The sequence below is a fragment of the Kitasatospora sp. NPDC001664 genome, assembly GCF_053596675.1.
The window spans coordinates 40,950-67,170 of record NZ_JBSFGS010000032.1 but is presented as its reverse complement, the minus strand read 5'-3'; the positions used below and the strand labels follow the sequence as shown (position 1 = coordinate 67,170).

Genomic DNA, 26,221 nt, shown 5'->3' with positions numbered 1-26,221 from the left:
ACCCACCTGGTGGGCAGGGCCCGTTCGGCCGTTCTCAGTGCGAGCGGCTCCACCGGACGGCCGCGAGGACCCCCGCGCCGAGGGCGATGGCGCCCAGGGCGGAGAGGACGAGGAAGGTGTTCGGCGTGCGGGGGCCGGTGCTGGCCAACTCCGTTGCGGCAACGTCCTGCTGGACGGTGGTCGCGGAGGCGCTGGGGGAGGTGGACGGTGCGCTCTTCGGCGCCTCGGCGGCGGCCGCCTTGGCGACGGGGGCGGCCGCGGAGGGCTTCGCGGTGGGGGTGGACTTCGGGGCGGAGGCCGGGGTCACCCGCAGGGTCGCGCCCACGCTGCCGGCGTTGAGGTCCTCGCCCTGGGCGAACACCGTGTACGAGACGGTGTCCAGGGCCTTCGGCACGGCTGCCACCAGCGAGAAGCGGAACGAGAGTTCGGCCGACTCGCCCTGCTTCAGCGCCAGCCGGGGCAGCACGTCCTGGTTGACCAGGCCACGGGTGCAGCCCAGCTGGAGCCCTAGCTTCTTCCACGGGCCCTTGCCCTGGCGCCACTCCACGGCGACCTGCTCGACCGCCACGTCGGCCTTCATGTCGTAGTAGTGCCCGACCGAGAACTGCGGCTCGACCTGCTGGTACGGGGCGTCCGTCCGGTTGGTGATCCGGACCGGAACCTCCACCTGCGCACCGCCCGCCGTGATCGTGGTGGGCAGGGTCTTGAGCGCCTTGACCTCCAGGGTGCCCTGGTGCTTCGCGGCCGGGGCGGGGTGCGGGGTGGGCGTGGCGCCGCAGACCGCCCAGGCGGAGGTCGAGCCGGTGGCGAGCGGGACGCCGACGGCGAGGGTGAGGGCGGCGGCGGTGACGGCGAGCGGGCGGGCGATGCGCATGGTGGTGGTCCCCGTGAGGTCGAGAAGTGAGTGGTGGTCAGCGGGCGGTGCGGCGGCGGGCGAAGAGCAGGGCGGCGGTGCCGACGGCGAGCAGGGCGGCGGCCGAGCCGACCAGGGCGGCGGCCGGGGCCTTCGGGCCGGTGGAGGCCAGCTCGGCGGGGGTGGCAGCGGTGGTCGGGGTGGCCGTGGCCGGCGCGCTGGGGGTGGCCTTCGGAGCCTCGGCGGGTGCGGCGGCGAGTGCGGCGGCCTTGGTGGCGGAGGGGGTCGGCTTCGGGGAGGCCGGCTTGGCGGCCGGGGCCGGGTGCAGGACCTTCAGGGTGGCCGGCGCCTCGGTGGTGTAGAGCAGGATCGAGTCCTGGGCGGCGGGGGTGGTGCTCTTGAGGCCGACCCGGAACATGAAGCGCTTGGCGCGTCCGTCCTCCAGCGAGCCCTTCAGCACGGCGGTGTCGGTGTAGAAGGCGCCGCAGTCGTAACGGGTCGGGAGCGTCTTCCAGGCCCCGCTGACCATGACCTCCACGGTGACGTCCTGCGCGCGGAGGCCCTGCTTGCCACCGGTCGGCTTCGGTGCGAGCAGCCCGAAGCCGGGGGCGATCTGCCGGTAGGCCGAGCCGGTGCCGTTGAACAGCTCGATGCCCACCTCGACCTTGGCGCCGCCGGCCGTGATCGTCCTGGGCAGCTCCGGGATGAAGGACTGCTGCGGCTCGGTGGCGCGGCGCGGGCCCTCGTAGATCGGCTCGGCGGGCGACGGGCCGCAGGCCCAGGCGGTGTCGGCGGTGATCAGGGTGATGCCGCTGGTGAGCAGGAGGGTGGCGACGGAGAGCGGGGCAAGCTTCGCAAAACGGTTGATAACGGACGTGCGCATGACGTGTCCCCCCAGGGAGTCCGGTCTGACGGTGTGTGAGGTGAAGGACCCTGCGGCGCCGGTCCCCTCGCCGGGGCCGCTCTCCGTGCCTTCAACCGTTAAGACGTCCATCCCCCCGGGGGGTTGCAGGTGAGTTCGAAAAGTTTTTTCGGAGGGCTCCGGCGGGCCTCCGGGATACTGCCCGGGTGACGAGACTGCGGGGGAAGACCGAGGATCCGACGGCTGCTCAGGACGGGCGCCCGTCGCTGCGGCGGGACGTGTCGGGGCCCGCGCTGCTGGCCGGGCTGGTGTGTGTGGCGGTGTCGTTCTCCGGCCCGCTGGTGGTGGTGCTGGCAGCCGCGCAGGCCGGGCGGCTGGACCAGGGGCAGACCGCCTCCTGGATCTGGGCGGTCTCGATCGGCAGCGGGCTGAGCTGTCTGCTGCTCTCCTGGTGGACCCGGACCCCGGTGATCGCGGCCTGGTCCACGCCCGGTGCGGCGCTGCTGGTGACCAGCCTGGGCGACTACCCGTACCGGGAGGCGGTCGGGGCGTTCCTGGTGAGCAGCGTGGCGGTGGCGCTGTTCGGCGTGACCGGCCTGTTCGGGCGGCTGATGCGGGCGATCCCCACCGGGATCGTGAACGCGATGCTGGCCGGCATCCTGTTCTCCTTCGGCGCGGGCATCTTCACCTCGGTGAAGAGCGCCCCGGTGCTGGTGCTCGGCAGCTTCACCGCCTTCCTGCTGGCCCGCCGCTTCGTTCCCCGGTACGCGGTGCCGGTGGCTCTGCTGGCCGGCGGGGTGCTGGCCGCCGTCACCGTCGGGCTGCCGCTGCACCTCGGCCAGGGCGGGCCGGTGCGGCCGGAACTGACGGTGCCGCAGTTCAGCTGGGCGGCCACCGTCGGTCTGGCGCTGCCGCTCACCATCGTCGCGCTGGCCTCGCAGAACGCGCCCGGCCTCGGGGTGATGCGGGCCTCCGGCTACGATCCGGACGACCGGCTGCTGATCGGTGCGACCGGCGGCCTCTCGGTGCTGCTGGCGCCGTTCGGCTCGCCCGGGGTGAACCTGGCCGCGATCACCGCCGCGATCTGCACCAGCCCGGAGAGCCACCCGGACCCGCGCCGCCGGTACGTGGCCGGGATGTCCACCGGGGTGCTCTACATCCTGATCGGCAGCTTCGCCGGGGTGCTGGTCAGCCTCTTCACCGGTCTGCCGCCCGCGTTGATCGCGGTGATCGCCGGGGTCGCGCTGCTGGCCTCCTTCCAGGGCAGCCTGATCGGCGCGGTGACCGAGCCGATCGGGCGGGACGGGGCGGTGGTGACCTTCCTGGTGACCGCCTCGGGGATGACCCTGTACGGGATCGGCTCGGCCTTCTGGGGGCTGCTGTTCGGCGTCGGGACGCACCTGGTGCTGGAAGCGGGGCGGCGCGAGAAGGCCTGACGGGAGGTCAGCAGGGTCGCGGGCTGGGCCGAATGGCTGCCGTCGTCCCCCTCCCCGGTGCCCGTTCCCGCGCGGCGCGCGGCAGCTGACCGGGCCGGGCCCGGTGCCCGCGCATGCTGGACGTGACCTGCGCGGTGGCGCGACCCGCGCACCGGAGCTCCGGCGTGCCGCCAGGGTTCGGACCGCCGCGCGGGAGGGGGCCGGAGTGGACGAGGGCGGGACGTCACGGCTGGCCCGGCGCCAGCGCGCGGTACTGGTGGTGGCGGTCGGGGCCGCCCTGGTCTCCACCGGCGGCTGGGCCGCCTCCTCCCTGGTGGAGTCCCCGGCCGAGCGGACCGTCGGGGCCGCACCGCCGCCGCGCAGCCTGCTCACCGCCCCGGTGACGCTGCGGGCGCTCACCCCCTCGGTGGTGGCCCGGGGCCAGGTCTACCCGCCGACCCGGTACGAGGTGACGCCGCGGGCCTCCTCGCCCGAGATCACCCAGCTGTTCGTCTCCGCGCTGGCCGTCCGGCCGGGTGAGCAGGTGGAGAACGGCCGCCTGCTCGCCGTGGTCTCCGGCCGGCCGCTCTTCGTGCTGCACGGCGCCGTCCCCGCGTACCGGGACCTCAAGCCCGGCTCCACCGGCCCGGACGTCGCCCAGCTCCAGAAGGCCCTGGAGGAGCTGGGCTTCGGTCCGGGCGGCGATCCGGAGGGCAGCTACGGCCGGGGCACCGCCAAGGCGGTGGGCGACTACTACCGCAGCATCGGGCAGACGGCGCCGACCCCGGGGCCGGAGGCCCGGCAGGCGGTGGACGCCGCCCGCCGGGCCGTCGAGGCGGACCAGCGGCAGCTGGCCGAGACCGCCGCCGACCCGGAGCGGTCGGCCCAACTGCCGGAGGCCCGGCGGAGGCTGACGGTCAGCCGGGAGGAGCTGGCGAAGGCCGAGGCGGCCAACGGCCCGATGGTCCCGGCCGGCGAGGTGGTGCTGCTGCCCTCCTTCCCGGCCACCGTGACGGCGGTCAACGCGCCCGTCGGGGCCCCGGTCTCGGGCCCGCTGCTCTCGCTGGCCGGCGGCGGGCTGGCCGTCACCGGTCGGCTGACGCCCGCTCAGGCCACCTCGGTGCAGCCCGGGATGACGGTGGAACTGCTCGCCGAGGTCAGCGGCGCCACCGCCCGGGGCACCGTCACCGGGCTCGGCGCTCCGACCGGCCTGCCGCCCGCCGGGCAGGTGGTCCCGATCGGCGGCCCGGCCCCCGCCCCGGGCGACCCGGCCCGGCCGGGCCCGCTCTACGTCCCGCTGCAGATCACCACCGAGCAGGGCCTGCCCGCGGCCCTGAACGGCCAGGACGTCCGGCTCACCGTGCTGCAGGGCCCGGCCGCCGAGCCGGTGCCGAGCGTGCCGGTGGCGGCGGTCTTCACCGACTCGGCCGGGCGCACCGTGGTCACCCGGGTCACCGCGGACGGCCGCCGCGAGGTGGTCGCGGTCACCACCGGCGCCACGGTCGGCGGCTGGGTCGCGCTGACCGGTGGTGGGCTGGCGGCCGGTGACCAGGTGGCGGTCGGCTCGTGACGGTCCTCGAACTCCGGTCGGAGCCGGGTGGGTTGACCGTCGAGGCGGGGGAGTGGGTGGCGGTCGCCGGGCCGCCCGGTCTGCTGCCGCTGCTCGGCCTGTTCGAGGCCGCCGCCCCCGGTGGCCTCCTGCTGGAGGGCACCGACACCGGGCGGCTCACCGAGCGGGAGCGCGCGGTGCTGCGCGGCCGCCGGATCGGCCTGCTGCTCCGCCGTCCCGCCCTGCTCCGGCTCCGCACCGCCGAGGAGAACCTGCTGCTCGCCCAGGTCTACGTCCGCACCCCGCGCGCCGAGCGGCGCCCGGCGGCCCGGGCCGCCCTGGAGCGGGCCGGCCTCGGCGACCGCTCCGGCGCGCTGCCCGGCGCCCTCACCGCCGCCGAGCGGTGCCGCCTCGCGCTGGCCCGGGCACTGGTCAACCGGCCGGCGCTGCTGCTCTGCGAGGAGCCGGTCGAAGGCCTGGACCCGGCCGGGGCCGAGACGGTGCTCGCCCTGCTCGACCGGCTGCACGGCGAGGGGCAGACCGTCCTGGTGCTCACCCGGGACCCGGCGGTGGCCGACCGGGCCGGGCGGACGGTGCGGATCCCCGACGGGGCGACGGCCGAAGCGGCGGTGGTCTGAGGTGCTCCGCAAGCCGCGGCCGGGGACGTGGTCCGCCCTGCGGGACCTGGGGGCCGAGACGCTGGCCGGACTGCTGGAGCGGCCCCGGCGCACCCTGCTCACCCTGCTCGCCCCGGCGCTCGGGACCGCCACCCTGGTCGCCGCGCTCGGCCTGACCGCCACCGCCGACGGCCAGGTCCGCCCGGGCTACGACCTCACCAGGGCCACCACCGTCACCGCGGTGGACCAGCCCGACGCCACCGGACTGCCCCCCGGGGCCGCCCCGCCCACCGGCCTGCCGCCCGACACCGAGACCCGGGCGGCCCGGATCTCCGGGGTGACGGCGGCCGGGGTCTGGTGGCGGGTCGGCGACGGCATCCGGATCGGCACCGGCCCGGCCGCCGAGGGCCTGCCCGGCCCCGGCCCGACGGTCTTCGCCGCCAGCCCCGGAGCGGTCGCCGCGATGGCCCCGGAGCTGACCGCCGGAGTGACGCTCGATCAGTTCCCGGAACGGCGGCGGCTCCCCGTGGCGCTGCTCAGCGAGGAGACCGCCGCCCGCCTCGGCATCGGCCCCGGCCTGGTCGCGGCGCAGCCCGCCGTCTTCCTGGACGGCCTCCCGTTCACCGTGATCGGCCTCTACCGGCAGGTCACCCGGGCTCCCGAGACGCTGCACGGCCTGATCGTCCCGGCCGCGACGGCGCTGGAGCGCTTCGGCAATCCGGGACCGGCCGGGCGGGAGTCCGCCAAGGTGCTGGTCGCCACCCGCCCCGGGGCGGCCGGGGTGGTGGCCCGTCAGCTCCCGGCGGCGCTGCGCCCCGAGGCCCCGGACCGGCTGGCCGTGGACGCCCCGCCCGACCCGTACGAGCACCGGGGCGCCGCTCCCCGGCGCACCGGACTCCTGGTGGCGCTGGCCCTGGCCGGCGCCTGCCTGGCCGTCGGCGCGGTGGTCATCGCCTCGGCCGGCCTGCTCGCGGTGGGGGAGCGCGCGGCCGAGACCGGGCTGCGGCGCTCGTTCGGCGCCGGGGCCCGACAGGTCGGGGCCCAGTTCCTCGCCGAGGCCGCCACCGTCGGCACCCTGGGCGGCCTGGCCGGCACCGGCCTCGGCGTGCTCGCCGTCCTCGCCGTGGCGCTCGTCCGGGACTGGACCGCCGTGCTGCCGGCCTGGGCCGTGCTCCCCGCGCCGCTGCTCGGCACCGTCCTCGGCCTGCTGGCCGGCGCCCACCCGGCGCTCCGGGCGGCCCGCACCGAACCGGTCGCGGCCCTGCGCGGCTGAGCCGGCCACCGCGCGGCCGGTCCGTTCCCTCGGCGCGAGGCCGGGGCCGCCACCGCTCGGCGCGGGGCGCGGGGCGCGCGGCGCGGGGCCGCCGCAAGCCGGGTGGGCCGCGCGGCGGAACCGGTTGGTCCGGCCCGGGGAACCTGCGGCGCGGGAGTGCTGCGGGGGCGCGGGGTGCGGGTACCTCTCCGCGACCCCCACCCTGGCCCCCGCCGGGTGACCGGAGCACCGAGGACGTACCCGTATGGCGCCTGGCGATACCGGACACCGCGTCCGCCGAGGAGCGGGACGCGGCCTGGCCGTGCTCCTGCTGCTCCCGGTGGCCGGGCTGCCCGCCGCCCTGGAACTCACCGCCCGGTCGCCCTACGAGGTCATCGGCGTCCCGTCGCCCGCCCCCGACCGGGCCGCCCCGCCGAACGGCGTCGAACGGCCCCCCGGGCCACCCGCCACCACGCCGGGCACCGCCCCGACCGTGGACATACGGCGCACCGGTGACCCGGCCAACCGGATCACCCTGGTCCTGCTCGGCGACGGCTACACCGCCGACCAGCAGGAGTTGTTCCGCCGTCAGGCCGACCAGGCCTGGCACGCGCTGATGGAGATCGAGCCCTTCCGCAGCTACCAGGGCTTCTTCAACATAAGGCGGGTCGAGGTGGTCTCCCCGACCCCCGGCATCGCCGAGGGCGAGCCGGCCGTCCGCCACCCCGGCACCCCGCTCGGCATGCACTTCTGGTGCGAGGGCACCGCCCGGCTGCTCTGCGCCGACGAGGCCGCCACCGCCCGCCTGGCGGGGGAGGGCGAGGGCCCGCAGTACCTGATCGCCCTCGCCAACTCCAGGGAGTACGGCGGTGCCGGCGGCACCGGGGTGACCACCCTGGCGGGCGGCAGCCCCGACGCCGGACGGATCATCCAGCACGAGATGGGCCACACCGTCGGCGACCTCGGCGACGAGTACGACAGCGCGCCGGGCGACGCCGACTACCCCAACCTCTCCGCCGTGGACGCCGAGGAGATGAGGCGCCGTCAGCTGAAGTGGTGGCGCTGGCTGGGCGCCGAGACCTCCGACGGCGGCGGCACGGTCGGCACCTACCGGAGCGCCAACGGCACCTTCCGCCCCACCGTCGACTCGGTGATGCGCACCCTCGGCGGCAGCTACAACCCGCCCTCCCGGGAGGCCATCGTCAAGCAGCTCTACCAGCGGATCAGCCCCGCCGACCGCCCCGAACCGACCCCGGGCGCGATCACCGGCCGCCCCCGGCTGCTGGTCCGGCCCGTCCCCCTCACCGGGGACCGGCAGCTGGTGGTCGAGTGGCGGGTCGACGGCCTCCCGGTGACCAGCCCCGCCCCCGACGGCAGCTGGCTGGAGACCACCGCGCTCGCCGTCCCCGCCGGACGGACCGTCACCGTCTCGGCCACCGTGCGGGACGACACCGACTGGGTCCGGGACGAGGCGTTCCGGGAGCAGCGGATGACCCGGACGGTGAGCTGGACGCTCAAGGGGTGAGACGGTGCTTCGTGCACGACGGCCGGATCCCGGCTGTTGACGGGCTGCTTAACCTGTTCGGGTGAGCACCGACCCGGAGACCGTCCCAGCCCCCACCGTCGCCGCCGTCCCCGGCCAGCGGGCACCGGTGCCGGTACCCGCGCCCTCCGCAGCGCCGGGCGGGCGGGCCGCCTGGTTCGCCTGGGCGGTCGCCGCCACCGTCTACGTGCTCGCGGTGATCCACCGGACCAGCCTCGGCGTGGCCGGCATCGACGCCGCCGACCGCTTCGGCATCGGCGCCTCCGCGCTCTCCACCTTCGCCGTCCTCCAGGTCCTGGTCTACGCGGCCATGCAGATCCCCGTCGGCCTGCTGGTCGACCGGTACGGGCCCAAGCGCGTCCTGCTGGGCGGCATCCTGCTGCTGAGCCTCGGTCAGCTCGCCTTCGCCTTCTCCACCGCCTTCGGCCCCGCCCTGGCCTCCCGGGCCGTGCTCGGCTGTGGCGACGCCATGACCTTCATCAGCGTGCTCCGGATCGCGGCCCGGTGGTTCCCCGCCGCCAAGAACCCGATGGTCGCCCAACTCACCGGCCTGGCCGGGATGGGCGGCAACCTGCTCACCACCGCCGTCCTCGCCCAGACCCTCCACAGCGAGGGCTGGACCGCCTCCTTCGCCACCGTCGCCCTGCTCGGCGTCGCGGTCTTCGCGGCCGTCGCCCTGCTGCTCCGGGAGGCACCCCCCGGCGCCGCCCCGCTGCCCTCCACCGCCGACGGACGGCCCTCGCTCCGCTCCCAGGTCCGCGACTCCTGGCGCGAACCCGGCACCCGGCTGGGGCTGTGGGTGCACTTCACCACCGCCTTCCCCGCCGGAGCCTTCGGACTCCTCTGGGGGATGCCCTACCTGGTGGAGGGTCAGGGCCTCTCGCGCGGCGAGGCCGGCGGCCTGCTCACCCTGCTGGTCTTCTCCAACATGCTCTTCGCCCTGCTGCTCGGCCGGCTCCTGCTCCGTACCGTCCGGGCCCGGATGCCCGTCACCCTCACCGTGATCGCCACCACCGCCCTCACCTGGGCCGCAGTCCTCGCCTGGCCCGGCGCCACCCCGCCCAGCTGGCTCCTCGTCACCCTCCTCGTGGTGATGGGCAGCAACGGCCCCGCCTCCCTCGTCGGCCTCGACTACGCCCGCGCGAGCAATCCCCCCACCCGCCTCGGCACCGCCACCGGCATCGCCAACATGGGCGGCTTCCTCGGCATCGTCACCACCCTGCTGGGCGTCGGCCTCCTCCTCGACGCCCTCACCCCGGCGGGCGCGGCGCACACGGCGGACGGGTACCGGTGGGCGCTGTGCTGGCTGTACGTGCCGCTCGCCTTCGGCACGGGCATGATCCTGCACCTCCGGCGGAAGGTCGCGTAGGGTTTCCGACCTGCGAAAACGCGAATACCCTCACTGGAAGTGAGGGTATTCGGACCGTATGCCTGAGCTGGACTCAGGCATACGGTGCGTCAGTTACAGCAGACCGCTGCGCCGCATCAGGTCGACGAACTCGTCCGGCCCGGTGGAGAACCGGAACGGGCCGACCTCGCCGTGCACCGCTCCGCCGAGCGAGGGCTCGGGCGCGGGAGGCCGGGCGTTGAGGCGGCGGACCAGGTCGACCAGCTTGAGCTTCTCGCAGCGCGGGATCGCCTTCCCGCCGCGGATGCCCACGTGCTCGAAGCTCAGGCACTGGAAGTACCCGCCGAAGGGCGGCCCGCTGTCGTCCTGACGGCTCGGCACCCGGAACTCCATCTCGCCGTGCCGGCAGTGCACCGTCCCGTCGGAGCGGATGTGGAAGTCCGGCCCGAGGTCCTGCTGGACCTCCGCGACGATGTGCACCTGCTGCCCGATCGCGTCGGCGAGGGTCCCCGCCATCCGCTGCTGCTGCCGCAGCACGTCGGTGTCACCCCGCCGGATCGACGGCAGCAGGTCGGCGGTGACCCATGTCTGGAACGGCTTCGCAGTCACCTTGTCCGAGCGGAAGATCAGGGTGTAGAGCCCCGACTCGCTCACCACGTTGAGGATCGGGTACCCCCTGGGGGAGGGTTCCTCACCTGCGGAAACGCCGCCACCCTGACGCCGAATCAGGGTAAGGCTGACGGTCCGGTACTGCTCGGGGGTGAGCAGCTTGTTGGCCTTCGTCGGGTTGCCCCGGCCGAGGATCTTGCAGATGTCGGCGGTGACGAACCAGGGCTCGCCGTCGATCATCACCACCCGGATCGGCTGGCCGGTGACCGGGAAGCTGGTGCGGACCAGTTCCATCGACTCGTTGTTCATGACAGCCCCTCAATTCTGTTCGGAGGTATGGGCTGTCTGGCACAACGAGGCCGAACGGGTGACGTACTGGCCCGCCCCGGCCGCACGGAAGCGCGAGGTGCGCCACCCCGCGTGCGCGGCGGGAGCGCGCCTCAGGGGGTGACGGCGAAGTGGTCGAGGATGCGGTCGGCGAGCTCGTGGTCGCCGTCGACGGTGACGGGGCCGCGCTTGCCGCGGCCGCAGGAGAGGCGGAGGAAGGTCTCCCAGTCCATGCCGAGCGAGACCGTCGGGGCGAGGGTCACCGACTCGTCGACGGTGCCGCGGCCGTCCGCTCCGACCCGGACGGTGCGGAAGAACTCCAGCGGGCCGGTGACGTCCAGGGCGACGGTGGTGCCGAGGGGTGCGCCGGCCGATTTGGCGACGGTGCGGGGGAGGCCGGCCAGGAGCTGGTCGCGGGCGATCCGGGCGGCGGCGGTGTCGAGGTTGCCGGGGACGCCGAGGGCGCGGCGCAGGTCCTGCTCGTGGACCCAGACGTCGAAGACCCGCAGCTGCAGCAGGGTCAGGTAGGGGACGTCCCGGGAGAGCGGGCCGGCCGGCCAGCGGACGAGGTCCTCGGCCTGGTGGCGGGAGTCCCGCAGGGCGCGCGAGCGCCGGATGATCGTGTACTCGAGCTCGCTGGTGAGCTCGGGCGGGGTGTGGCAGCGCCGCTTGTCGACCGGGAGCTCCATGTAGCGGGCGAAGTCGCCGCTGACGTGCCGGAGGTCGGAGGGGAGGGAGTGGATCGGGCGCGGGTCGCCGAGGAGTTCGGACTCCAGGGCGATGATGTGCGAGACGACGTCGCGGACGGACCAGCCGGGGCACTCCGTGGCGCGGTTCCAGGCGTCGCCCGGGAGGGCGGCGACGAGTTCGGATATCGCCTCGATCGACTGCGTCCAGGCGTCGACGCAGGTCTGCACGGTCGTCTCGTTGTCGGTCACGGGTTATCCGGCCCTCCGTCAGTTCCCTACCTCGGCGCCAAGGTCGGGGCTTCCCCGCGCGGGCGCTACCCGCACGTTACGCTGCCGGGTGACAGCAGGGCAGCGCTTTCGGGTGACGATCGTAGGACTGGTCCCATGGACGGTGGTAGTGTGCGCGCCTCATTGATCCAACTCGCCGTGTCCGACGCCGAGCCGGTGGCCGAACGCCGTGCCAGGGCGGCCGCGTTGGTCCGTGCCCAGGAGGGCGCGGACCTGGTGGTGCTGCCCGAGCTGTGGCCGCTCGGCGGGTTCGCGTACGACGCCTGGTCGGACGGGGCGGAGCCGCTGGACGGCCCGACCGCCGAGGCGATGTCGGCGGCCGCCCGGGCGACCGGGGTGTGGCTGCACGCCGGTTCGATCGTGGAGCGCGATCCGGACGGCCCGATCTACAACACCTCGCTGCTGTTCGCCCCGGACGGCGAGCTGGCCGCGACGTACCGCAAGATCCACCGCTTCGGCTTCGACAGCGGCGAGGCGGTGGCGATGGGTGCGGGGCAGGAGATCGTCACGGCCACCACCGAGCTGGGCACCCTCGGCCTGGCGACCTGTTACGACCTGCGCTTCCCGGAGCTGTTCCGGGCGCTGCTGGACGCGGGGGCGGAGCTGCTGGTGGTGCCGGCGGCGTGGCCGGAGCGCCGCCGCGAGCACTGGACGCTGCTGGCCCGGGCCCGGGCGGTGGAGGAGCAGGCGTACGTGCTGGCCTGCAACACCGCCGGGACGCACGCCGGGGTGGAGCAGGGCGGCCACTCGATCGTGGTGGACCCGTGGGGCAAGGTGCTGGCCGAGGCCGGTGCGGGCGAGGAGGTGCTCACGGTGGAGTTCGACGGCGCCGGGGCGGCCAAGGCCCGGGCCGAGTTCCCGGTGCTCCGGGACCGCCTGCTCGGAATCCCGGCCCCGGTCCAGCGCTGACCGCGCTCCGGCGCCGGCCACCGGCGCCGGAGCCCCCCGCAGGAACCGTGCTGACCTGCGGACACGGTCGAATGTCCGGATATGGAGGCCGTGAGGCTCTTGCGCACCAGCTGGGCGCATTTGAGAAGATGAGCCTCGGTCGTGTTCCCGCCCGGGCCGGCCGAGGGCCAGCACGGAGCCGGAGAGGAGCCCGACGACCGCATGTCCAGCACCCTGGGGCTCCCCGGCGACGGCCGTCCGGCGATCCAGCGCAACAGCCTGCGCGAGCAGATCGCCGCCGCGCTCCGCGAGGAGATGATGGCCGGCCGGCTGGAGGCGGGCCGCAACTTCACGGTCAAGGAGATCGCCGAGCTCTACGGGGTCTCCGCCACCCCGGCCCGCGAGGCGCTGGTCGACCTGGCCGCGCAGGGCCTGCTCCGGGCCGAGCACCACCGGGGCTTCACCGTCCCGGAGTTCTCCTGGACGGACTTCCTGGAGATCTTCGAGGCCCGCGCCCTGCTCACCGACTCCGCCCTGCGCCAGCTCCACGGCCGGGCCAGCCGCTACGACTGGCACCGTCTCCCGTCCCTGCGCCGCCGTGCGGAGGCTGCCCAACGGGCCTCCCGTGCCGGGCAGTTGGACGTCCTGGTCGGCTGCGACCTGCGGTTCTGGCACGAGGCCGCCGTCCTGCTCGACAACACCCGGATCGCCGGTTACCTCGGCTGGCTGCGGGTGCAGTCCTGGATGTACGCCGCCCCCCACCTGCGCGCCGCCGACTCCATGGAGGGCGTCTGCTGGGACCGCCACCCCGAGCTGGTGGACCGGATCGAGGCCCGCGACATCTCCGGTGCGCACCGGATCGTGAACCAGTACAACCTGTTCACCGTCGAGCTGCTGGCCAGGCTCGGCGGCCACTCGCTGGAGTCGGTGGCCGTGCTCTCCCTGCTGCGCGCGCCGGTCCCCGGCGGCGGCCACCCCGGGCCGCCCGGGGCCGTGGAGCCCGCGGCCGGACCGGCCGCGGAACCGGAGGTCGGCCACGGACTGGTGCCCCTCCCCAGGGCCGTCCCGCCCGGCCGCTTCGGCCGCCCGTCCGCTCCCCGCGGCGGGAAGCCGTCCGAGGAGCCCGCCGCGCGCCGGGAGGCCCTGCCCGGGCAGTAGGGTGGGCTCTCCGTTGCCCACGCCCCCTGAGAGGAAGAGCCGGCCCATGGCCTGCGACCTCTGGCTCGTCCCGCTGGTGGACGTCCTGACGTACAGCTCCGACAACCCGTTCCGGGACGACCTCGCCCGCTACGACGCCGCGCTCACCGCGCACGGGCTGCCGCCGGTGCCGGTGTACCAGTACTCGGCGGAGCTGAGCGGCTCGGTGGAGCCGATAGCCGCCTTCGACTACGACTCGCTCCACTTCCTCCGCCGCGCCTACCTGTTGGGGCTGACCGGGTTCCAGATCACCCCGGTGGACGCGCTCGGCAGCGACTACGAGCAGCTGCTGGAGATGTTCGAGTCCACCGCCGAACAGTCGCACCTGGTCTGGCACTTCGACCACGCCGGGGCGTACGTTCCGATCGACTTCCAACTGCCGCTGGTCGCCGACGAGTTGCTCGCCGAGGGTGGGCCGCTCGGGTCCTCCTACGGGCTGCTGCGCGAACTCCAGGCGGTGGCGCCGGTGTTGGGCATCGACCCGCTCGACCCGCCGGCCCCCACCCGCCCGCTCGCCCCCACCGAGCTGGAGCAGCCCTTCGAGCCCCCGATCGACGACCTCCACCCCTACGCCCGCGAACGCCACGCCTGGGCCGGCCTCTACGCCGCCGCCACCCGCAGCGTCACCCAGGGCTCCATGATCGTCTTCGCCTGACTGCTCCGCGGAGGGCAACCGCCGGGGACCCAGGGGCGCGAGGAACTGCGCGAGTCGGAAGAACGAAACCCGTGTGCCGGGTACGGACACTCACCTGCAAGTGAATCCCCGTACCCGGCACACGGGTCTCTGCCTACCGCTTCGCGCAGTTCCTCGCGCCCCCGGGGTGACCACCTGCCGCGCGCCCCGCGGGGTTACCGCAGCGGCCCCTCCGGGGGGCGTTGGCGCGGCATGGTGGGCCGGGTGCCCGGCGGGGGCAGGACGCGGACCTGGGCCCCGGTGCCCGGTTCGGTGCGGCCGCCCCAGGGGCCGGGTGACTGGGTGGGCAGCTGCGTCATGCCGGCCCGGAACTCGAGCATCCACTCCGAGGTCTCGCTGCGGACCACGTCGGAGACGTCCTCGCAGAAGCGCCGCAGCACCCCGAGGCACCGCTCCGCCGCCTCGCCCGCCGTGCCCTCGGTCGGCCCGAGCACCTCCCGCACGCACTCCGAGGCCCAGTCGAACTGGAAGGTCTCCAGCCGCCGTTGCAGGGCCTGCGCGGTGGAGACGTCCCGCATCCAGCCGGAGGTGAGTCCGAAGGCGCGGTCCAGGCCGTAGCAGGCGGCGGAGAGCGCCAGCCCGACGTAGCCCCAGGAGGCGTGGAAGGAGAAGGCGCCGGTCATCGAGACCAGCGGCGCCGTCACCCCGGCCACCGCGAACGAGGCGGAGCCGAAGCGGAGCAGGCGTGCCCAGCGCCGCTTCCACACCCGGTCCCGGCGGTACCAGTCGATGGCCTCGACCGCGCGCTCCTCGGACCAGCGGTAGAGCTCCTCCAACCGCTCGGCGGGCTCGCCCCAGTCCCCGAGCGGGAACTGGCGGGCGCTCAGGTCGGTGCGGCGGCGGGTCGGGGTCGGGCCGGAGGTGGCCACGGGCTGGTCCTCCTCACCGAGGTCCTTGCCCCAGGGGCTCTCCTCGGGCTGCATTTCCGGCTGGCTCACCTGTGGGGCTCCCTGTGGCGGGCGGACTGCTGAGGCCCTGGCGGGGTGCCGGGCCTGACGGTGCGTCGGTCGGTCGGTGTCGGGGGACACCGGCCGGATCTGACACCGTGTCGGACGGCGGCGCCAGGAGCGGGTGCGGGTCGCCCCATGGTGCCGTGCCCCGGCCGGGGCCGGGGGCCGTACGACAGACCTTCTTACCGCCGAATGGCTGACCGTGTGGCCGCTTCGGCCGCGATCGTTATCGGAATTCACCCCATCGACCCGAGGTGGGAGAGTTGCGGCGGCCGATCGGATTTCACCCGTCCGAGCGAGCCCGTCCGGTCCTGCGGCCCTGACTCCGGCCACCCTGCCGCCTCCCGCGCCGGGTGCCCGCTGGAGCTTCCTCCAGTCTCCGGGCCCGGGATCGGGTGATCGTTCGGAGCTTGACACGGGGCCCGCGACCAGGGCCGGAACGGCCACCGACTACGCTTGCCCAGCGTGAAGGTCCTCGTCATCGGCGGCGGCGCCCGCGAACACGCCCTGTGCCGCTCACTGTCCCAAGATCCTGCCGTGACCGAGCTGCACTGCGCCCCGGGCAACGCCGGGATCGCGCAGGTGGCGGTGGTCCACCCCGTCGACCAGCTGGACGGTGCGGCCGTGGCCGCGCTGGCCCGCGGGCTCGGCGCCGAATTGGTCGTGGTCGGCCCGGAGGCCCCGCTGGTGGCCGGCGTCTCGGACGCCGTCCGGGCGGCCGGCATCCCGGTCTTCGGCCCGTCCGGGGAGGCCGCCCAGCTGGAGGGCTCCAAGGCCTTCGCCAAGGACGTGATGGCCGGGGCCAACGTCCCCACCGCGCGCTCCTACGTCTGCCGCACCCCGGAGGAGGCCGCCGAGGCGCTGGACGCCTTCGGCGCCCCGTACGTGGTGAAGGACGACGGCCTGGCGGCCGGCAAGGGCGTGGTGGTCACCTCTGACCTGGCCGAGGCGCTGGCCCACGCGGCCTCCTGCGAGCAGGTGGTGATCGAGGAGTACCTGGACGGTCCCGAGGTCTCGCTGTTCGCCATCACCGACGGCACCACCGTGCTGCCGCTGGTCCCGGCCCAGGACTTCAAGCGCGCGCTGGACGGCGACGAGGGCCCGAACACCGGTGGCATGGGCGCCTACTCCCCGCTGCCCTGGGCCCCGGAGGGCCTGGTCGACGAGGTGCTGGAGACGGTGCTGCAGCCGACCGTGGACGAGCTGCGCCGGCGGGGCACCCCGTTCTCCGGCCTGCTCTACGCGGGTCTGGCGCTGACCTCGCGCGGCACCCGGGTGATCGAGTTCAACGCCCGCTTCGGCGACCCGGAGACCCAGGTCGTGCTGGCCCGGCTGCGCACCCCGCTGGCGGGCGTGCTGCTGGCCTCGGCCAACGGCACGCTGGGCGAGCTGGAGCCGCTGCGCTGGGACGAGGGCGCCGCGGTCACCGTGGTGGTGGCCTCCGAGGGCTACCCGGCGGCGCCGCGCACCGGTGACCCGATCGAGGGGCTGGCCGAGGCCGAGGCCGAGGGCGCGTTCGTGCTGCACGCCGGCACCAAGGAGGGCCCGGACGGCTCCGTGCTGAGCGCCGGGGGCCGGGTGCTCTCGGTCACCGCGACCGGGGCCGACCTGGCCGCGGCCCGCGAGCTGGCCTACCGGGGCGTCGCGAAGATCGCGCTCAAGGGCGGTCAGCACCGCACCGACATCGCGCTGAAGGCCGCCCGGCAGTAGGGGGACGGCCGCCGGGAGGGCGCTGCGTCCGCGGGATCACCCGCCGGACGCAGCGCCCTCCGTCGTTCAGCGGATCGCTCTCCCGTTCGACTCCGGGGCGGGCCGCCGCCCCGCTCGGCGGCAGGATTCCAGTCCTTCGGGTGATCCGATGACCATCCGGCTGACGTGGCCGTGTCCCGGGTCGTAGGGTGCGCTGGATCGCAGGGGCGGCCGTCGGCCGCCGCGGTCTCCGTCGGGTGTCCGGGCCCGGCCGGGGGGAAGCTGGCGGTGGCGTCCCGGGTGGTGGTTGTCACCAGGACGGGTGGAAACGGTAGCGATCCGGAACACCCACCCGTGGGCGGGCGTCAAAACTGTCAGAAGTGCCAAGCACGATGCACAACCGGGAGCGGCCTCCGTCGCCTCCCGGTCGGATACTGATCATTTCGAGTCGGCCCGGGTGACCGGATCGCCGCTTCCTTCCGGAGGGCGGTGCGGTCCGCCCGTCCCCCGGGCCCCGAAGGGGGTGCCGCGCCACATGGCCGCTGTCGACGCAGCCCGCGCACGTGCCCAGGCCGTGCTGAGGGTCCGCGGGTTGGCGCTGGGCGCCGCCGTGCTGCCCGTCGCCGTCGCCGTGGTGCTGCTGGCCGGCCGGTTCACCGGCCGGATCGGCGCACCCGGCTCGGTCGACGCGGGGGTCTGGGACGCCGTCCGCTGGGTGGTCTGCGCGGTCGCCGCGCTGGTGCTGCTGGCCGCCGGCCTGGCGGCCGGGGCCTACGCGAGGGCGGTGCCCCCGCGCACCCCCGCGGTGCCGCTGGCCGAGGAGGCCGCGCCGGAGCTGTACCGCCAGATCCGCGACCTGGCCGAGCGCCTCGGCGTCCCGGCGCCCTCCGCCATCGCCCTCACCCCGGACTGCGACAGCTGGCTGGAGGAGCCCAGCGGCCGCCGCCGCAAGGCGCCTGACGGTGCGTCGGCCCCCGTGGGCGACGAGCTGGGCGCGGGGCGGGACGGGCGGGCGGCCGCCCCGGTGCTGGTGATCGGCTCCCCCTTCCTCTGGTGGATGCGGGCCGGGGAGCTGCGCGCGCTGCTGGCCCCGGTGGTGGCCGGGACGGCGGCCTCCGCCGATCCCGAGATCGCCGCCGCCCGCCGCTTCCTGCGCGCCCTGGACGCCTCGCTCGGCGACCGGCGCGGCCCCGGGGCACTGCCGGGCGCGCTGCTGGACCGGCTCACCCGGCTGCTGCTGGCGGCCTGCCGGGACCACGCGGCCGAGCTGGAGCGGGCGGTCGCGGCCGCCGCCTCCGAGCAGGCCAAGTCGGTGGACTACGGGCTGCGGATCGCCGCCCAGGAGCAGGTGGGCCTGGCCTACGCGGGCTGGGACAGGCTGCTCACCCGGGTCGCCCTCCCGGCCTGGCGGCTCGGCCGCCACCCGGCCCACCTGAACGCGGGCGTGGTCTCCGCGCTCACCGAGCTGTCCCGCCGGGACCGGCTGGCCGACGGCTACGGCAGCCGGCTGGGCGACCGGCCCGCCTGCGACCTGCTGGAGGAGCCGGGCGAGGTGGACGCGGCGGTCTCGCTGCTGGCCGCCGAGGTGCTGTTCGGCGAGCCGGTGGGCACGGTCGGGACGGGCTGGCGCGAGCTGGCCTGGGCCGACTACCCGGCCGAGGTGGTCGAGGCCGGCTGGCGCGGCCAGGCCGGTGCGCTGCGCGAGGTGCTCGGCGAGCGGGCGCCCGAGGAGCCCGGCCCGGCGCTGCACCTGGTGCTGACCCGGCTCGCGGAGGGCGGCGGCGAGCCCCTCGCGGCAGCACTCGCCGCGCACGTGGCGCGCACCGGACAGGTCGCGCCCCCGCTGCAGGTCGTGCGCACCGGCCGGGACCTGCTGGCCGACCACGTCACCGCGCTGGTCTGCCTGACCGCGGTGGAGGCGGGCGCCGGCCGCCCCGGGCTGGACTGGCTGGACGGCCCGGTGCTGCTGCTGGCGGGCGCCCGCAGGCCCGAGTTGGCGGCCCTGGTGGCGGAGGCGGTGGAGCAGGGCGAGGACGCCCCGCTGCGGGCCTGGCTGGAGTCGACGGGGCTCCGGACGGCGGGCTCCGTACGCCTCTGACGAGCCGTCATGCCCCGGTCAGGCGAAGGATCCGGGACGAATCAATTTTCAACGACACTTGTTGCTACGGTGGGGTGACGCAGCGCCAGCACTGTGGTGTGCTGGTCCGCACGCACATCCGCGTGGCACATGCCACCGGGGGCCGAGCCGGGCCGGTGCGAGGGGGGAGGGGCGCGCGTGGGGACGGAACTCAACCGCCGCTGGGAGTCGGGGACGCTCAAGCACGGGGTCTCGGACCCGTTCGGCCAGGGCCCGCTGCCCTGGCTGCGCAGTCCGGACCACTACGTGGCCGGCATCGAGGGCGCGGTGCCCTGGTACGTCAGCCTGGACGCCCCGGGCCAGCGCCCGCAGGCCGCCCCGCGCCCCAGGCCACCGGTCGGCACCCCGGCCAACTCCGACGACGTGGTGCAGCAGATCAAGGGCTTCGCCTCCGCCGGGGTGGTCCGCCCCGGCGGCTCGGTGGACCTGCGGGTCACGGTGAACCCGCCCCGCGGCTTCACCGTGGACGTCTACCGGATCGGCCACTACGGCGGTGACGGCGCCCACCACATGACGGCCAGTCCGCTGATCTCCGGCCTGGCCCAGCCGGCCCCGCTGGTGGTCGGCCGCACCGTCTCCTGCCACCACTGGTGGCAGTCCTGGCGGCTGCAGGTCCCGCTGCACTGGAGACCGGGCGCCTACGTCGCGGTGCTGACCACCGCCGACAACCTGCACCGCAGTCACATCCCGTTCACCGTACGGGACTTCGAGCAGACCGCCGACCTGCTGCTGGTGCTCCCGGACGTCACCTGGCAGGCCTACAACCTCTTCCCCGAGGACGGCCTGCACGGGGCCAGCCTCTACCACGCCTGGGACGAGGCGGGCGGCCTGCTCGGCGAGGAGGAGGCCGCCGTCACGGTCTCCTTCGACCGCCCGCACGCCGGCGCCGGGCTGCCGCTGCACGTCGGCCACGCCTACGACTTCATCCGCTGGGCCGAGCGCTACGGCTACGACCTGGCCTACGCCACCGCCACCGACCTGCACGCCGGGCACGTCGACCCGGCCCGGTACCGGGCGATGGTCTTCCCCGGGCACGACGAGTACTGGTCCGAGCCGATGCGCCGCGCCGTCGAGCAGGCCAGGGACGGCGGCACCTCGCTGGTCTTCCTCTCCGCCAACTCGGTCTACTGGCGGGTCGAGCTGACGCCCGGCCCGTCCGGCGAGCCGCACCGGCTGCTGAACTGCCGCAAGCGCCAGCGCGTCCCGGCCGACCACCCGGCCGCCGGGGTGCCGGGGGCCCGCAGCGCCCTCTGGCGGGACGCGGGCGAGCCCGAGCAGCGGCTGCTCGGCGTGCAGTACGCGGGCCGGGTGCCGACGCCGGTGCCGTTGGTGGCCCGGCACACCGGCCACTGGCTCTGGGAGGGCACCGGCCTGCGCGAGGGCGAGGAGCTGCCCGGCCTGGTGGCCGGCGAGGCGGACCGTTACTTCCCGAGGGTCGCGCTGCCCGAGCACACCGAGCGGGTGCTGCTGGCGCACTCGCCGTACCGGGACGCCGAGGGCCGGGTGCGGCACCAGGAGAGCTCGCTCTACCGCGCGCCCAGCGGCGCGTACGTCTTCGCCTCCGGCACCTTCGCCTGGTCACCGGCCCTCGACCGCCCCGGTCACACCGACGAGCGGATCCAGCGGGCCACCGCGAACCTGCTGGACCACCTCTGCAAGCAGAGCGGCCCGCGCGACTGAGCGCGGCCGCCCACGTGAAAGACTCGAGGCCCAGTACCCCCTTCCCCCGAGGACTGAGACGACCTTGAGCGGATTTGTCACCAAGCCCGAGCCGGTCCAGGTACCTGGTCTGGAACACCTGCACACCGGCAAGGTGCGCGACCTCTACCGGGCCGCCAACGGCGACCTGGTGATGGTGGCCAGCGACCGGACCTCCGCCTTCGACTGGGTGCTGCCCAACGAGATCCCGGACAAGGGCCGGATCCTCACCCAGCTCTCGCTCTGGTGGTTCGAGCGGATCGCCGACATCGTGCCCAACCACGTCATCTCCACCGAGCTCCCGGACGGCGCCCCCGCCGACTGGAAGGGCCGCACCCTGATCTGCCGGGCGCTGGAGATGGCCCCGGTGGAGTGCGTGGCCCGCGGCTACCTGACCGGCTCCGGCCTGGTCGAGTACCGCGAGGACCGCACGGTCTGCGGCATCGCCCTGCCGGAGGGCCTGGAGGACGGCTCCGAGCTGCCCGCCCCGATCTACACCCCGGCCCTCAAGGCCGAGGTCGGCGAGCACGACGAGAACGTCTCCTACGAGGAGACCGCCCGCCGGATCGGCGCGGACCTGGCGGCGACGCTCCGTCAGACCACCCTGGCCGTCTACTCCCGGGCCCGGGACATCGCCCGCGAGCGCGGCCTGATCCTGGCCGACACCAAGTTCGAGTTCGGCCTGGCCGACGGCGAGCTGGTGATCGGCGACGAGGTGCTCACCCCGGACTCCTCCCGCTACTGGCCGGCCGACCTCTGGCAGCCGGGCCGGGCCCAGCCCTCCTTCGACAAGCAGTTCATCCGGGACTGGCTGGACTCCCCGGCCTCCGGCTGGGACCGCCGCAGCGAGCAGCCGCCGCCGGAGCTGCCCGCCGAGATCGTGGCCACCACCCGGGCCAAGTACGTCGAGGCGTACGAGCGCCTGACCGGCAACACCTGGCAGTGACGCGGAGACGGCCGGGGCCCCACGGTGGGGCCCCGGCCGTCCGCGTGTCGCCGACCCCGTGACGGTCCCTCAGATCCAGCCGTGCTCGCGGGCGATCCGGACCGCCGCGTGCCGGTTCTCGGCGCCCAGCTTCCCGGCCGCCGAGGAGAGGTAGTTGCGCACCGTGCCGGCCGAGAGCGAGGCCCGCTCGGCGATCTCGGCGACCGAGGTGCCGTGCGCGGCCAGCTCCAGCACGTCCGTCTCGCGCGGGGTGAGCGGGCTCTCCCCGGCCGCGATGGCGTCGGCCGCCAGCTCCGGGTCCACGTACCGGCCGCCCGCCACCACGGTGCGGATGATCCCGGCCAGGTCGGCCGCCGAGACGGTCTTCGGCAGGAAGCCCCGCACCCCGACCTCCAGCGCCCGCTTCAGGTAGCCGGGCCGGCCGTGGCCGGTGACGATCATCGTCCGGCACTCCGGCAGCACCCGGCGCAGCTCGGTGGCCACCTCGATCCCGTCCATCCCGGGCATCTGCAGGTCCAGCACCGCGACGTCGGGGCGGTGCGCCTTGGCCATCGCCAGCGCCTCCGGGCCCGAGGCGGCCTCGGCGACCACGGTCAGGTCCTCCTCCAGCGCCAGCAGGGCGGCCATCGCGCCCCGGATCAGGTGCTCGTCGTCGGCGAGCAGGAGTCGTACGGGCGCGGTCATCCGGTGGTCTCCAGGGAGAGGGCGGGGGCGGTCAGCGGCAGGTCCACGGTGAGGCGGAACCAGCCGGGGTCGGCCGGGGGCGTGGCCAGCTGCCCGCCGTACACGGCGAGCCGCTCGCGCAGGCCGGTGAGGCCGGTGCCGGGGGCGCCGGCGGGCCGCTCGGGCACCCCGTCGTTGGCCATCTCCAGCAGTGCCTGGCCGCCGCCGACCCGCAGCCGGATCCGGCAGTGGCGGGCCTCGCTGTGCCGGAGCACGTTGGTGGTGGCCTCGCGGACCACCCAGCCGAGCACCGACTGGGCGGTGACCGGGAGTTGCTCGGCCCCGGCCAGGTCCACCGCGCAGTCCACGTCGGCGGCCCGGAGCACCGAGCGGGCCCCGGTCAGCTCGGCGTGCAGGTCGGCGCTCCGGTAGGCCCGGACCACCTCCCGCACCTCGCGCTGGGACTCCTGGGCGATCCGCTGCACCTCGGTCATCTGGTCGGCCGCCTCCGGGCGCCCCCGGCGGGCGAGTTGGGCGGCCAGCTCGCTCTTGAGCGCGATGGTGGTGAGGTTGCGGCCCAGCACGTCGTGCAGGTCCCGGGAGAACCGCAGCCGCTCCTCGGCCACCGCCAGCCGGGCCTGGGTCTCCCGGGCGCCGTCCAACTCCCAGACCACCCCGGCCAGCCAGGCCGAGGAGCGGCAGGTGGCACCGAAGAACACGCAGCCGAGCAGCACCACCGTGCAGACCCCGAGGCCGGTGGCGAGCGGCGCGCCGGAGGCGAGCAGCGCGGCCAGCACCCCGAGCAGCATCCCCGCGCAGAGCGCGGCGCCGCGGCGGACCGGCAGGGCCACCGCGACCGGGGCGTACCAGAACATCACCAGCACCGGGCCGAGCCCGGCCGCCCGGTCCGGGTCGGGGCCGGCGGTCAGGGCGAGCAGCCAGACCATGGCCAGGGTGAGCACGGTGGCGGCGGTCAGCAGGCCGGTCGGCAGGCTCCGGCGGCCCAGGTAGTGGGCCAGTCCGGTGCGGAACAGCAGGACCGAGAGCACCGTGCCGGCCAGCATCGCCAGCAGCAGCAGACGGAGCGTCAGCACCGGCATGCCCGTCGCCCCGCCGCCCACCGCGCCCAGCACCGCGAACGGCTGGGCCGACAGCGCGAAGTAGCAGGACCAGCGGACGTACAGCTCGGTGCGCTGCGGCTTGCCCAGCGCGCGCCAGCGGCGCAGCGGTCGGCGCAGTTCCACGGTCCCTCCTCCGGTGCGTTCGGTACCGAATTCCTATCAGGCCTCCCCGGCCTCAGCGCCGGGGCTCCCAGCGGAACCAGCGCAGCGCGGCCCATCCGGCCAGCACGGTCCAGGCCGCGGCCAGCCCGAGCTGCGGCAGGGCTTCGCCCCAGCCGGTCGCACCGGTCCAGCCGTCGCGCAGCAGCTGGACGGCCGGCGTGGTCGGCAGCAGGCGGCAGACCGCGGCCAGCTGGTCCGGCATCGCGTCCAACGGGAAGATCATCCCGGAGCCGAACTGACTGATCAGCAGCAGGGGGAGGGTGGTCAGCCCGGCGCTCTCCACGGTCCTGGTGATGACGCTGGACAGCGCGGCCAGCGGCACCAGCACGGCCAGGCCGAGCAGCATCCCGAGCACCACCCGGGCCGGGTCGGAGGGGGCGGGCAGGTCCATCAGGAAGGCCGCGGCCACGCAGAGCACCACGCCGAGGGTCAGCGAGAGCAGCACGGACGGCAGCGCCATGCCGCCGAGCAGTTCGGCGTCCCGGGCCTCGCCGGTGCGCATCCGCTTGAGCACCAGCTCGCCGCGCCGGGCCACGTAGGCCGAGGTCAGGTTGTAGTAGACGACGAACAGCGGGAGCATCCCGAGCAGTGCGGTGACCACCAGGGCGGAGGCGGACAGGCCGGGGGTGTCCGCGCCCTGCTGCCGGATCGGCTCGCTCAGCGCGACGGCCATCAGCGGGGGCAGGGCCAGCGCGGTGAACAGCGCGGTGCGGTTGCGCAGCAGCAGGGTGGTCTCGGCCCGGCCCAGGGCCAGCAGCCTGGTCGCGGTGGTGGAGGCGGCGGAAGCGGTGGCGGCGGTCATCGGTCGGCTCCGGTCAGGACGGTCTCGGCGGGGGAGTCGGTGGTGGTGGCGCCGGAGGCGATGGCCAGGAAGGCCTCCTCCAGCGAGGCGCTGCGGGCGTCCAGCCCGGCCAGCGGCACCTCGTGCCGGGCGGCCCAGCCGAGCAGTTCGGTCAGGGTGGCCTGGAGGTGCGGGGTCTGCACGGTGATCCGGCGGCCCTCGGTCAGCAGCTCGGCCCCGGCCAGCTGGGGCAGCGTCAGGCCCTCGAACCGGCCTTCCCGCCCGGGGAGTTCGAAGGTGATCCGGGACGGCCGCCCGGCGATCACCTCGGCCACGGTGCCCCGGGTGACGATCCGTCCGGCGTGCATGATGGCCAGCCGGTCGGCCAGCTCCTCGGCCTCCTCCAGGTAGTGCGTGGTGAGCAGCACCGTGGTGCCCTGCGCCCGCAGCTCGCGGACCAGCCGCCAGACCCCAGCCCGGGCCTCCGGGTCCAGCCCGGTGCTGGGCTCGTCCAGGAACAGCACCTCGGGGCTGCCGAGCAGGGCCAGCGCCAGGTCGAGCCGGCGGCGCTCGCCGCCGGAGAGCTGCTTGACCCGCACGGTGCGCCGGTGGACCAGCCCGACCAGCTCCAGCACCTCGTCCACCGGCCGGGCCCCGCTGGTCATCCCGGCCCAGGCCCGGCCGGTCTCGGCCACCGTGAGCTCGGCGGGGAAGCCGCCCTCCTGGAGCATGATGCCGATCCTCGGTCGCACCAGGGCCCGCTCCCGGTACGGGTCGTGGCCCAGCACCCGGACCTGACCCCCCGTCGGGGCGGCCAGGCCTTCGAGCAGCTCCATGGTGGAGGTCTTGCCCGCCCCGTTGGTGCCGAGCAGGGCGAAGACCTCGCCCCGGCGGACCGTGAGGTCCAGGCCCCGGACTGCGTCGAAGCCGGCGTCCCCGGCGGGTCCGTAGTGGCGGTGCAGGCCGGTGGCCTCGATGGCGGGCGGCTCGCGGTGGCTGGTGTCCATGCCCTCAAGCCTCCCGGCGGCCGGGGCCCGCGGGCAGTGCGCGGCGTCACCGGTCGGTGCCGCGTCCGCACGGGTCGCCGATGACAAATGTCATCGGCGAGCGGGAGGAAGAGGTGCGGGAACGACGAAGGGCCCCTCTTCCGAGGGGCCCTTCACACTGAGCGGACGACGAGATTCGAACTCGCGACCCTCACCTTGGCAAGGTGATGCTCTACCAACTGAGCCACGTCCGCACGATCTTCGGTTGTACTGCGGTACTGCCGTACTGCTTACTGCGAGCGGACGACGAGATTCGAACTCGCGACCCTCACCTTGGCAAGGTGATGCTCTACCAACTGAGCCACGTCCGCATGGTGTCCGTCAGGCCACCAGCCGCCTCTCCGGATCCCTCCGGTTGCGGCGACAGGAAGAACTCTACCCCATCGGAAGGAGTGGTCGCCCCACCCTTTCCGCCGGGGCGGTCGGAGTGGGGCGACGGGGCCTTCGCCGCAGGTCAGTTGTTCTCGGCGAACTGCTCGTAGACGTTCTTGGGGATGCGTCCGCGGGCGGGCAGGTCCATGCCGCGGGACTGCGCCCAGGCGCGCACGGCGGCCGGATCCGGGGTGAGAGCGGTGCGGCGGAAGGACTTTCCGGCGCGGCTCTGGCGACGGCCCGCCGCGACGAACGGGGCGAGCGCCTCACGGAGCTTCTCCGCGTTGTCCTGCGACAGGTCGATCTCGTACGACTTCCCGTCGACACCGAAGTGGACGGTCTCCGCGGCGGCGCCGCCGTCCAGGTCGTCGGAGAGCGTGACGACTACACGCTGAGCCATGGGTGTCAATCCTCTCGGGCAATTCGCGAGCGCGTCCGGGCAGGCAGGAACCCGCGCTGATGTGCAGCGCCCGCCGTCACCGGTGGGCCCTATTCTGCACCCAAAGGCGAGGGAAATCGAAGGGC

General features: G+C 75.0%; 23 protein-coding genes and 2 tRNA genes. 13 read left to right on the top strand and 12 right to left on the bottom strand.

Translation table 11 applies throughout. From position 1 onward, the window contains the following. Positions 1–34 precede the first annotated feature (34 nt). Together ACWCYY_RS33590 and ACWCYY_RS33585 are read right to left on the bottom strand one after the other, a co-directional pair. Positions 35–874, bottom strand: coding sequence for a hypothetical protein (locus ACWCYY_RS33590; protein ID WP_449798168.1), 840 nt, complete (start codon positions 872–874; stop codon positions 35–37). A gap of 37 nt (positions 875–911) precedes the next feature. Then, positions 912–1,736 carry a hypothetical protein gene (locus tag ACWCYY_RS33585; RefSeq protein WP_449798167.1) on the bottom strand — a complete coding sequence of 275 codons (825 nt, stop codon included), beginning with the start codon at positions 1,734–1,736 and terminating at the stop codon, positions 912–914. A gap of 185 nt (positions 1,737–1,921) precedes the next feature. Here ACWCYY_RS33585 and ACWCYY_RS33580 point away from each other — a divergent pair, with 185 nt between their 5' ends. From ACWCYY_RS33580 to ACWCYY_RS33555, 6 genes are all read left to right on the top strand, one after another. Then, a complete protein-coding gene (locus tag ACWCYY_RS33580; protein ID WP_345290478.1) occupies positions 1,922–3,151 on the top strand; it encodes a benzoate/H(+) symporter BenE family transporter in 1,230 nt (409 codons plus the stop codon). Positions 3,152–3,356: 205 nt separating this feature from the next. Further along, on the top strand, positions 3,357–4,700 hold the full coding sequence (locus ACWCYY_RS33575; RefSeq protein WP_345290477.1) for a peptidoglycan-binding protein: 1,344 nt from the start codon (positions 3,357–3,359) through the stop codon (positions 4,698–4,700). Next, positions 4,697–5,317 (top strand): ATP-binding cassette domain-containing protein, encoded by a 621-nt coding sequence (locus ACWCYY_RS33570; protein WP_449798166.1) that lies wholly within the window; start codon positions 4,697–4,699, stop codon positions 5,315–5,317. The genes ACWCYY_RS33575 and ACWCYY_RS33570 overlap by 4 nt, the downstream gene beginning before the upstream one ends. Before the next feature lies 1 nt (position 5,318). After that, entirely contained in the window at positions 5,319–6,569 is a 1,251-nt protein-coding gene (locus ACWCYY_RS33565) for an ABC transporter permease (protein ID WP_345290475.1), read from the top strand. Between the two features lie 244 nt (positions 6,570–6,813). After that, positions 6,814–8,073 (top strand): M64 family metallopeptidase, encoded by a 1,260-nt coding sequence (locus tag ACWCYY_RS33560; RefSeq protein ID WP_449798165.1) that lies wholly within the window; start codon positions 6,814–6,816, stop codon positions 8,071–8,073. A gap of 61 nt (positions 8,074–8,134) precedes the next feature. Next, positions 8,135–9,460 carry an MFS transporter gene (locus ACWCYY_RS33555; RefSeq protein ID WP_449798164.1) on the top strand — a complete coding sequence of 442 codons (1,326 nt, stop codon included), beginning with the start codon at positions 8,135–8,137 and terminating at the stop codon, positions 9,458–9,460. Positions 9,461–9,553: 93 nt separating this feature from the next. On the opposite strand, the gene ACWCYY_RS33550 is transcribed toward ACWCYY_RS33555, so the two are convergent. Continuing rightward, positions 9,554–10,357 carry a BRO-N domain-containing protein gene (locus tag ACWCYY_RS33550; RefSeq protein ID WP_449798163.1) on the bottom strand — a complete coding sequence of 268 codons (804 nt, stop codon included), beginning with the start codon at positions 10,355–10,357 and terminating at the stop codon, positions 9,554–9,556. 131 nt (positions 10,358–10,488) lie between these two features. After that, positions 10,489–11,313 carry a maleylpyruvate isomerase family mycothiol-dependent enzyme gene (locus tag ACWCYY_RS33545; RefSeq protein WP_345290471.1) on the bottom strand — a complete coding sequence of 275 codons (825 nt, stop codon included), beginning with the start codon at positions 11,311–11,313 and terminating at the stop codon, positions 10,489–10,491. Positions 11,314–11,463: 150 nt separating this feature from the next. Between ACWCYY_RS33545 and ACWCYY_RS33540 the strand changes: the two genes are divergently transcribed. The 3 genes from ACWCYY_RS33540 to ACWCYY_RS33530 all read left to right on the top strand — a co-directional run bounded on the left by ACWCYY_RS33540 (position 11,464) and on the right by ACWCYY_RS33530 (position 14,092). After that, positions 11,464–12,261, top strand: a complete 798-nt coding sequence (locus tag ACWCYY_RS33540; protein WP_345290470.1) for a carbon-nitrogen family hydrolase — start codon at positions 11,464–11,466, stop codon at positions 12,259–12,261. A 201-nt stretch (positions 12,262–12,462) separates the two neighbouring features. Next, positions 12,463–13,398, top strand: coding sequence for a GntR family transcriptional regulator (locus tag ACWCYY_RS33535; RefSeq protein ID WP_345290469.1), 936 nt, complete (start codon positions 12,463–12,465; stop codon positions 13,396–13,398). 46 nt (positions 13,399–13,444) lie between these two features. Then, complete coding sequence (locus ACWCYY_RS33530; protein ID WP_345290468.1) at positions 13,445–14,092, top strand: hypothetical protein; 648 nt, start codon at positions 13,445–13,447, stop codon at positions 14,090–14,092. Between the two features lie 194 nt (positions 14,093–14,286). On the opposite strand, the gene ACWCYY_RS33525 is transcribed toward ACWCYY_RS33530, so the two are convergent. Further along, positions 14,287–15,069, bottom strand: coding sequence for an SLATT domain-containing protein (locus tag ACWCYY_RS33525; RefSeq protein ID WP_449798162.1), 783 nt, complete (start codon positions 15,067–15,069; stop codon positions 14,287–14,289). 477 nt (positions 15,070–15,546) lie between these two features. On the opposite strand from ACWCYY_RS33525, the gene purD reads away from it, so the two are divergent. The 4 genes from purD (at position 15,547) to ACWCYY_RS33505 (ending at position 21,551) form a co-directional block, all read left to right on the top strand. Then, complete coding sequence (purD, locus tag ACWCYY_RS33520) at positions 15,547–16,791, top strand: phosphoribosylamine--glycine ligase (RefSeq protein ID WP_345290466.1); 1,245 nt, start codon at positions 15,547–15,549, stop codon at positions 16,789–16,791. A 514-nt stretch (positions 16,792–17,305) separates the two neighbouring features. After that, positions 17,306–18,868, top strand: a complete 1,563-nt coding sequence (locus ACWCYY_RS33515; RefSeq protein WP_449798161.1) for a hypothetical protein — start codon at positions 17,306–17,308, stop codon at positions 18,866–18,868. Positions 18,869–19,045: 177 nt separating this feature from the next. Then, positions 19,046–20,587, top strand: a complete 1,542-nt coding sequence (locus ACWCYY_RS33510) for a N,N-dimethylformamidase beta subunit family domain-containing protein (RefSeq protein WP_380149835.1) — start codon at positions 19,046–19,048, stop codon at positions 20,585–20,587. Between the two features lie 64 nt (positions 20,588–20,651). Then, entirely contained in the window at positions 20,652–21,551 is a 900-nt protein-coding gene (locus ACWCYY_RS33505; RefSeq protein ID WP_345289983.1) for a phosphoribosylaminoimidazolesuccinocarboxamide synthase, read from the top strand. Positions 21,552–21,620: 69 nt separating this feature from the next. Here the strand turns inward: ACWCYY_RS33505 and ACWCYY_RS33500 are convergent, their stop codons facing one another. From ACWCYY_RS33500 to ACWCYY_RS33470, 7 genes are all read right to left on the bottom strand, one after another. Next, a complete protein-coding gene (locus ACWCYY_RS33500) occupies positions 21,621–22,235 on the bottom strand; it encodes a response regulator transcription factor (RefSeq protein ID WP_345289982.1) in 615 nt (204 codons plus the stop codon). After that, positions 22,232–23,458 carry a sensor histidine kinase gene (locus ACWCYY_RS33495; RefSeq protein ID WP_345289981.1) on the bottom strand — a complete coding sequence of 409 codons (1,227 nt, stop codon included), beginning with the start codon at positions 23,456–23,458 and terminating at the stop codon, positions 22,232–22,234. Before ACWCYY_RS33495 ends, ACWCYY_RS33500 begins: the two co-directional genes overlap by 4 nt. Before the next feature lie 52 nt (positions 23,459–23,510). After that, positions 23,511–24,299: an ABC transporter permease gene (locus ACWCYY_RS33490; RefSeq protein WP_449798160.1), complete on the bottom strand. Its 789-nt coding sequence runs from the start codon at positions 24,297–24,299 to the stop codon at positions 23,511–23,513. Next, positions 24,296–25,285, bottom strand: coding sequence for an ABC transporter ATP-binding protein (locus ACWCYY_RS33485; RefSeq protein WP_449798159.1), 990 nt, complete (start codon positions 25,283–25,285; stop codon positions 24,296–24,298). Before ACWCYY_RS33485 ends, ACWCYY_RS33490 begins: the two co-directional genes overlap by 4 nt. Positions 25,286–25,445: 160 nt before the next feature. Then, a tRNA-Gly gene (locus tag ACWCYY_RS33480) sits at positions 25,446–25,518 on the bottom strand. Between the two features lie 44 nt (positions 25,519–25,562). Next, positions 25,563–25,635, bottom strand: a tRNA-Gly gene (locus tag ACWCYY_RS33475). 143 nt (positions 25,636–25,778) lie between these two features. Beyond that, positions 25,779–26,096, bottom strand: a complete 318-nt coding sequence (locus tag ACWCYY_RS33470; RefSeq protein ID WP_345289977.1) for a histone-like nucleoid-structuring protein Lsr2 — start codon at positions 26,094–26,096, stop codon at positions 25,779–25,781. Between the last annotated feature and the right edge of the window lie 125 nt (positions 26,097–26,221).

Coding starts and splice junctions, on each gene's coding strand:
- ACWCYY_RS33590 (WP_449798168.1), bottom strand. CDS start 874: ATGCGCATCGCCCGCCCGCTCGCCGTCACCGCCGCCGCCCTCACCCTC.
- ACWCYY_RS33585 (WP_449798167.1), bottom strand. CDS start 1,736: ATGCGCACGTCCGTTATCAACCGTTTTGCGAAGCTTGCCCCGCTCTCC.
- ACWCYY_RS33560 (WP_449798165.1), top strand. CDS start 6,814: ATGGCGCCTGGCGATACCGGACACCGCGTCCGCCGAGGAGCGGGACGC.
- ACWCYY_RS33550 (WP_449798163.1), bottom strand. CDS start 10,357: ATGAACAACGAGTCGATGGAACTGGTCCGCACCAGCTTCCCGGTCACC.
- ACWCYY_RS33535 (WP_345290469.1), top strand. CDS start 12,463: ATGTCCAGCACCCTGGGGCTCCCCGGCGACGGCCGTCCGGCGATCCAG.
- ACWCYY_RS33530 (WP_345290468.1), top strand. CDS start 13,445: ATGGCCTGCGACCTCTGGCTCGTCCCGCTGGTGGACGTCCTGACGTAC.
- ACWCYY_RS33515 (WP_449798161.1), top strand. CDS start 17,306: ATGGCCGCTGTCGACGCAGCCCGCGCACGTGCCCAGGCCGTGCTGAGG.
- ACWCYY_RS33500 (WP_345289982.1), bottom strand. CDS start 22,235: ATGACCGCGCCCGTACGACTCCTGCTCGCCGACGACGAGCACCTGATC.
- ACWCYY_RS33490 (WP_449798160.1), bottom strand. CDS start 24,299: ATGACCGCCGCCACCGCTTCCGCCGCCTCCACCACCGCGACCAGGCTG.
- ACWCYY_RS33485 (WP_449798159.1), bottom strand. CDS start 25,285: ATGGACACCAGCCACCGCGAGCCGCCCGCCATCGAGGCCACCGGCCTG.
- ACWCYY_RS33470 (WP_345289977.1), bottom strand. CDS start 26,096: ATGGCTCAGCGTGTAGTCGTCACGCTCTCCGACGACCTGGACGGCGGC.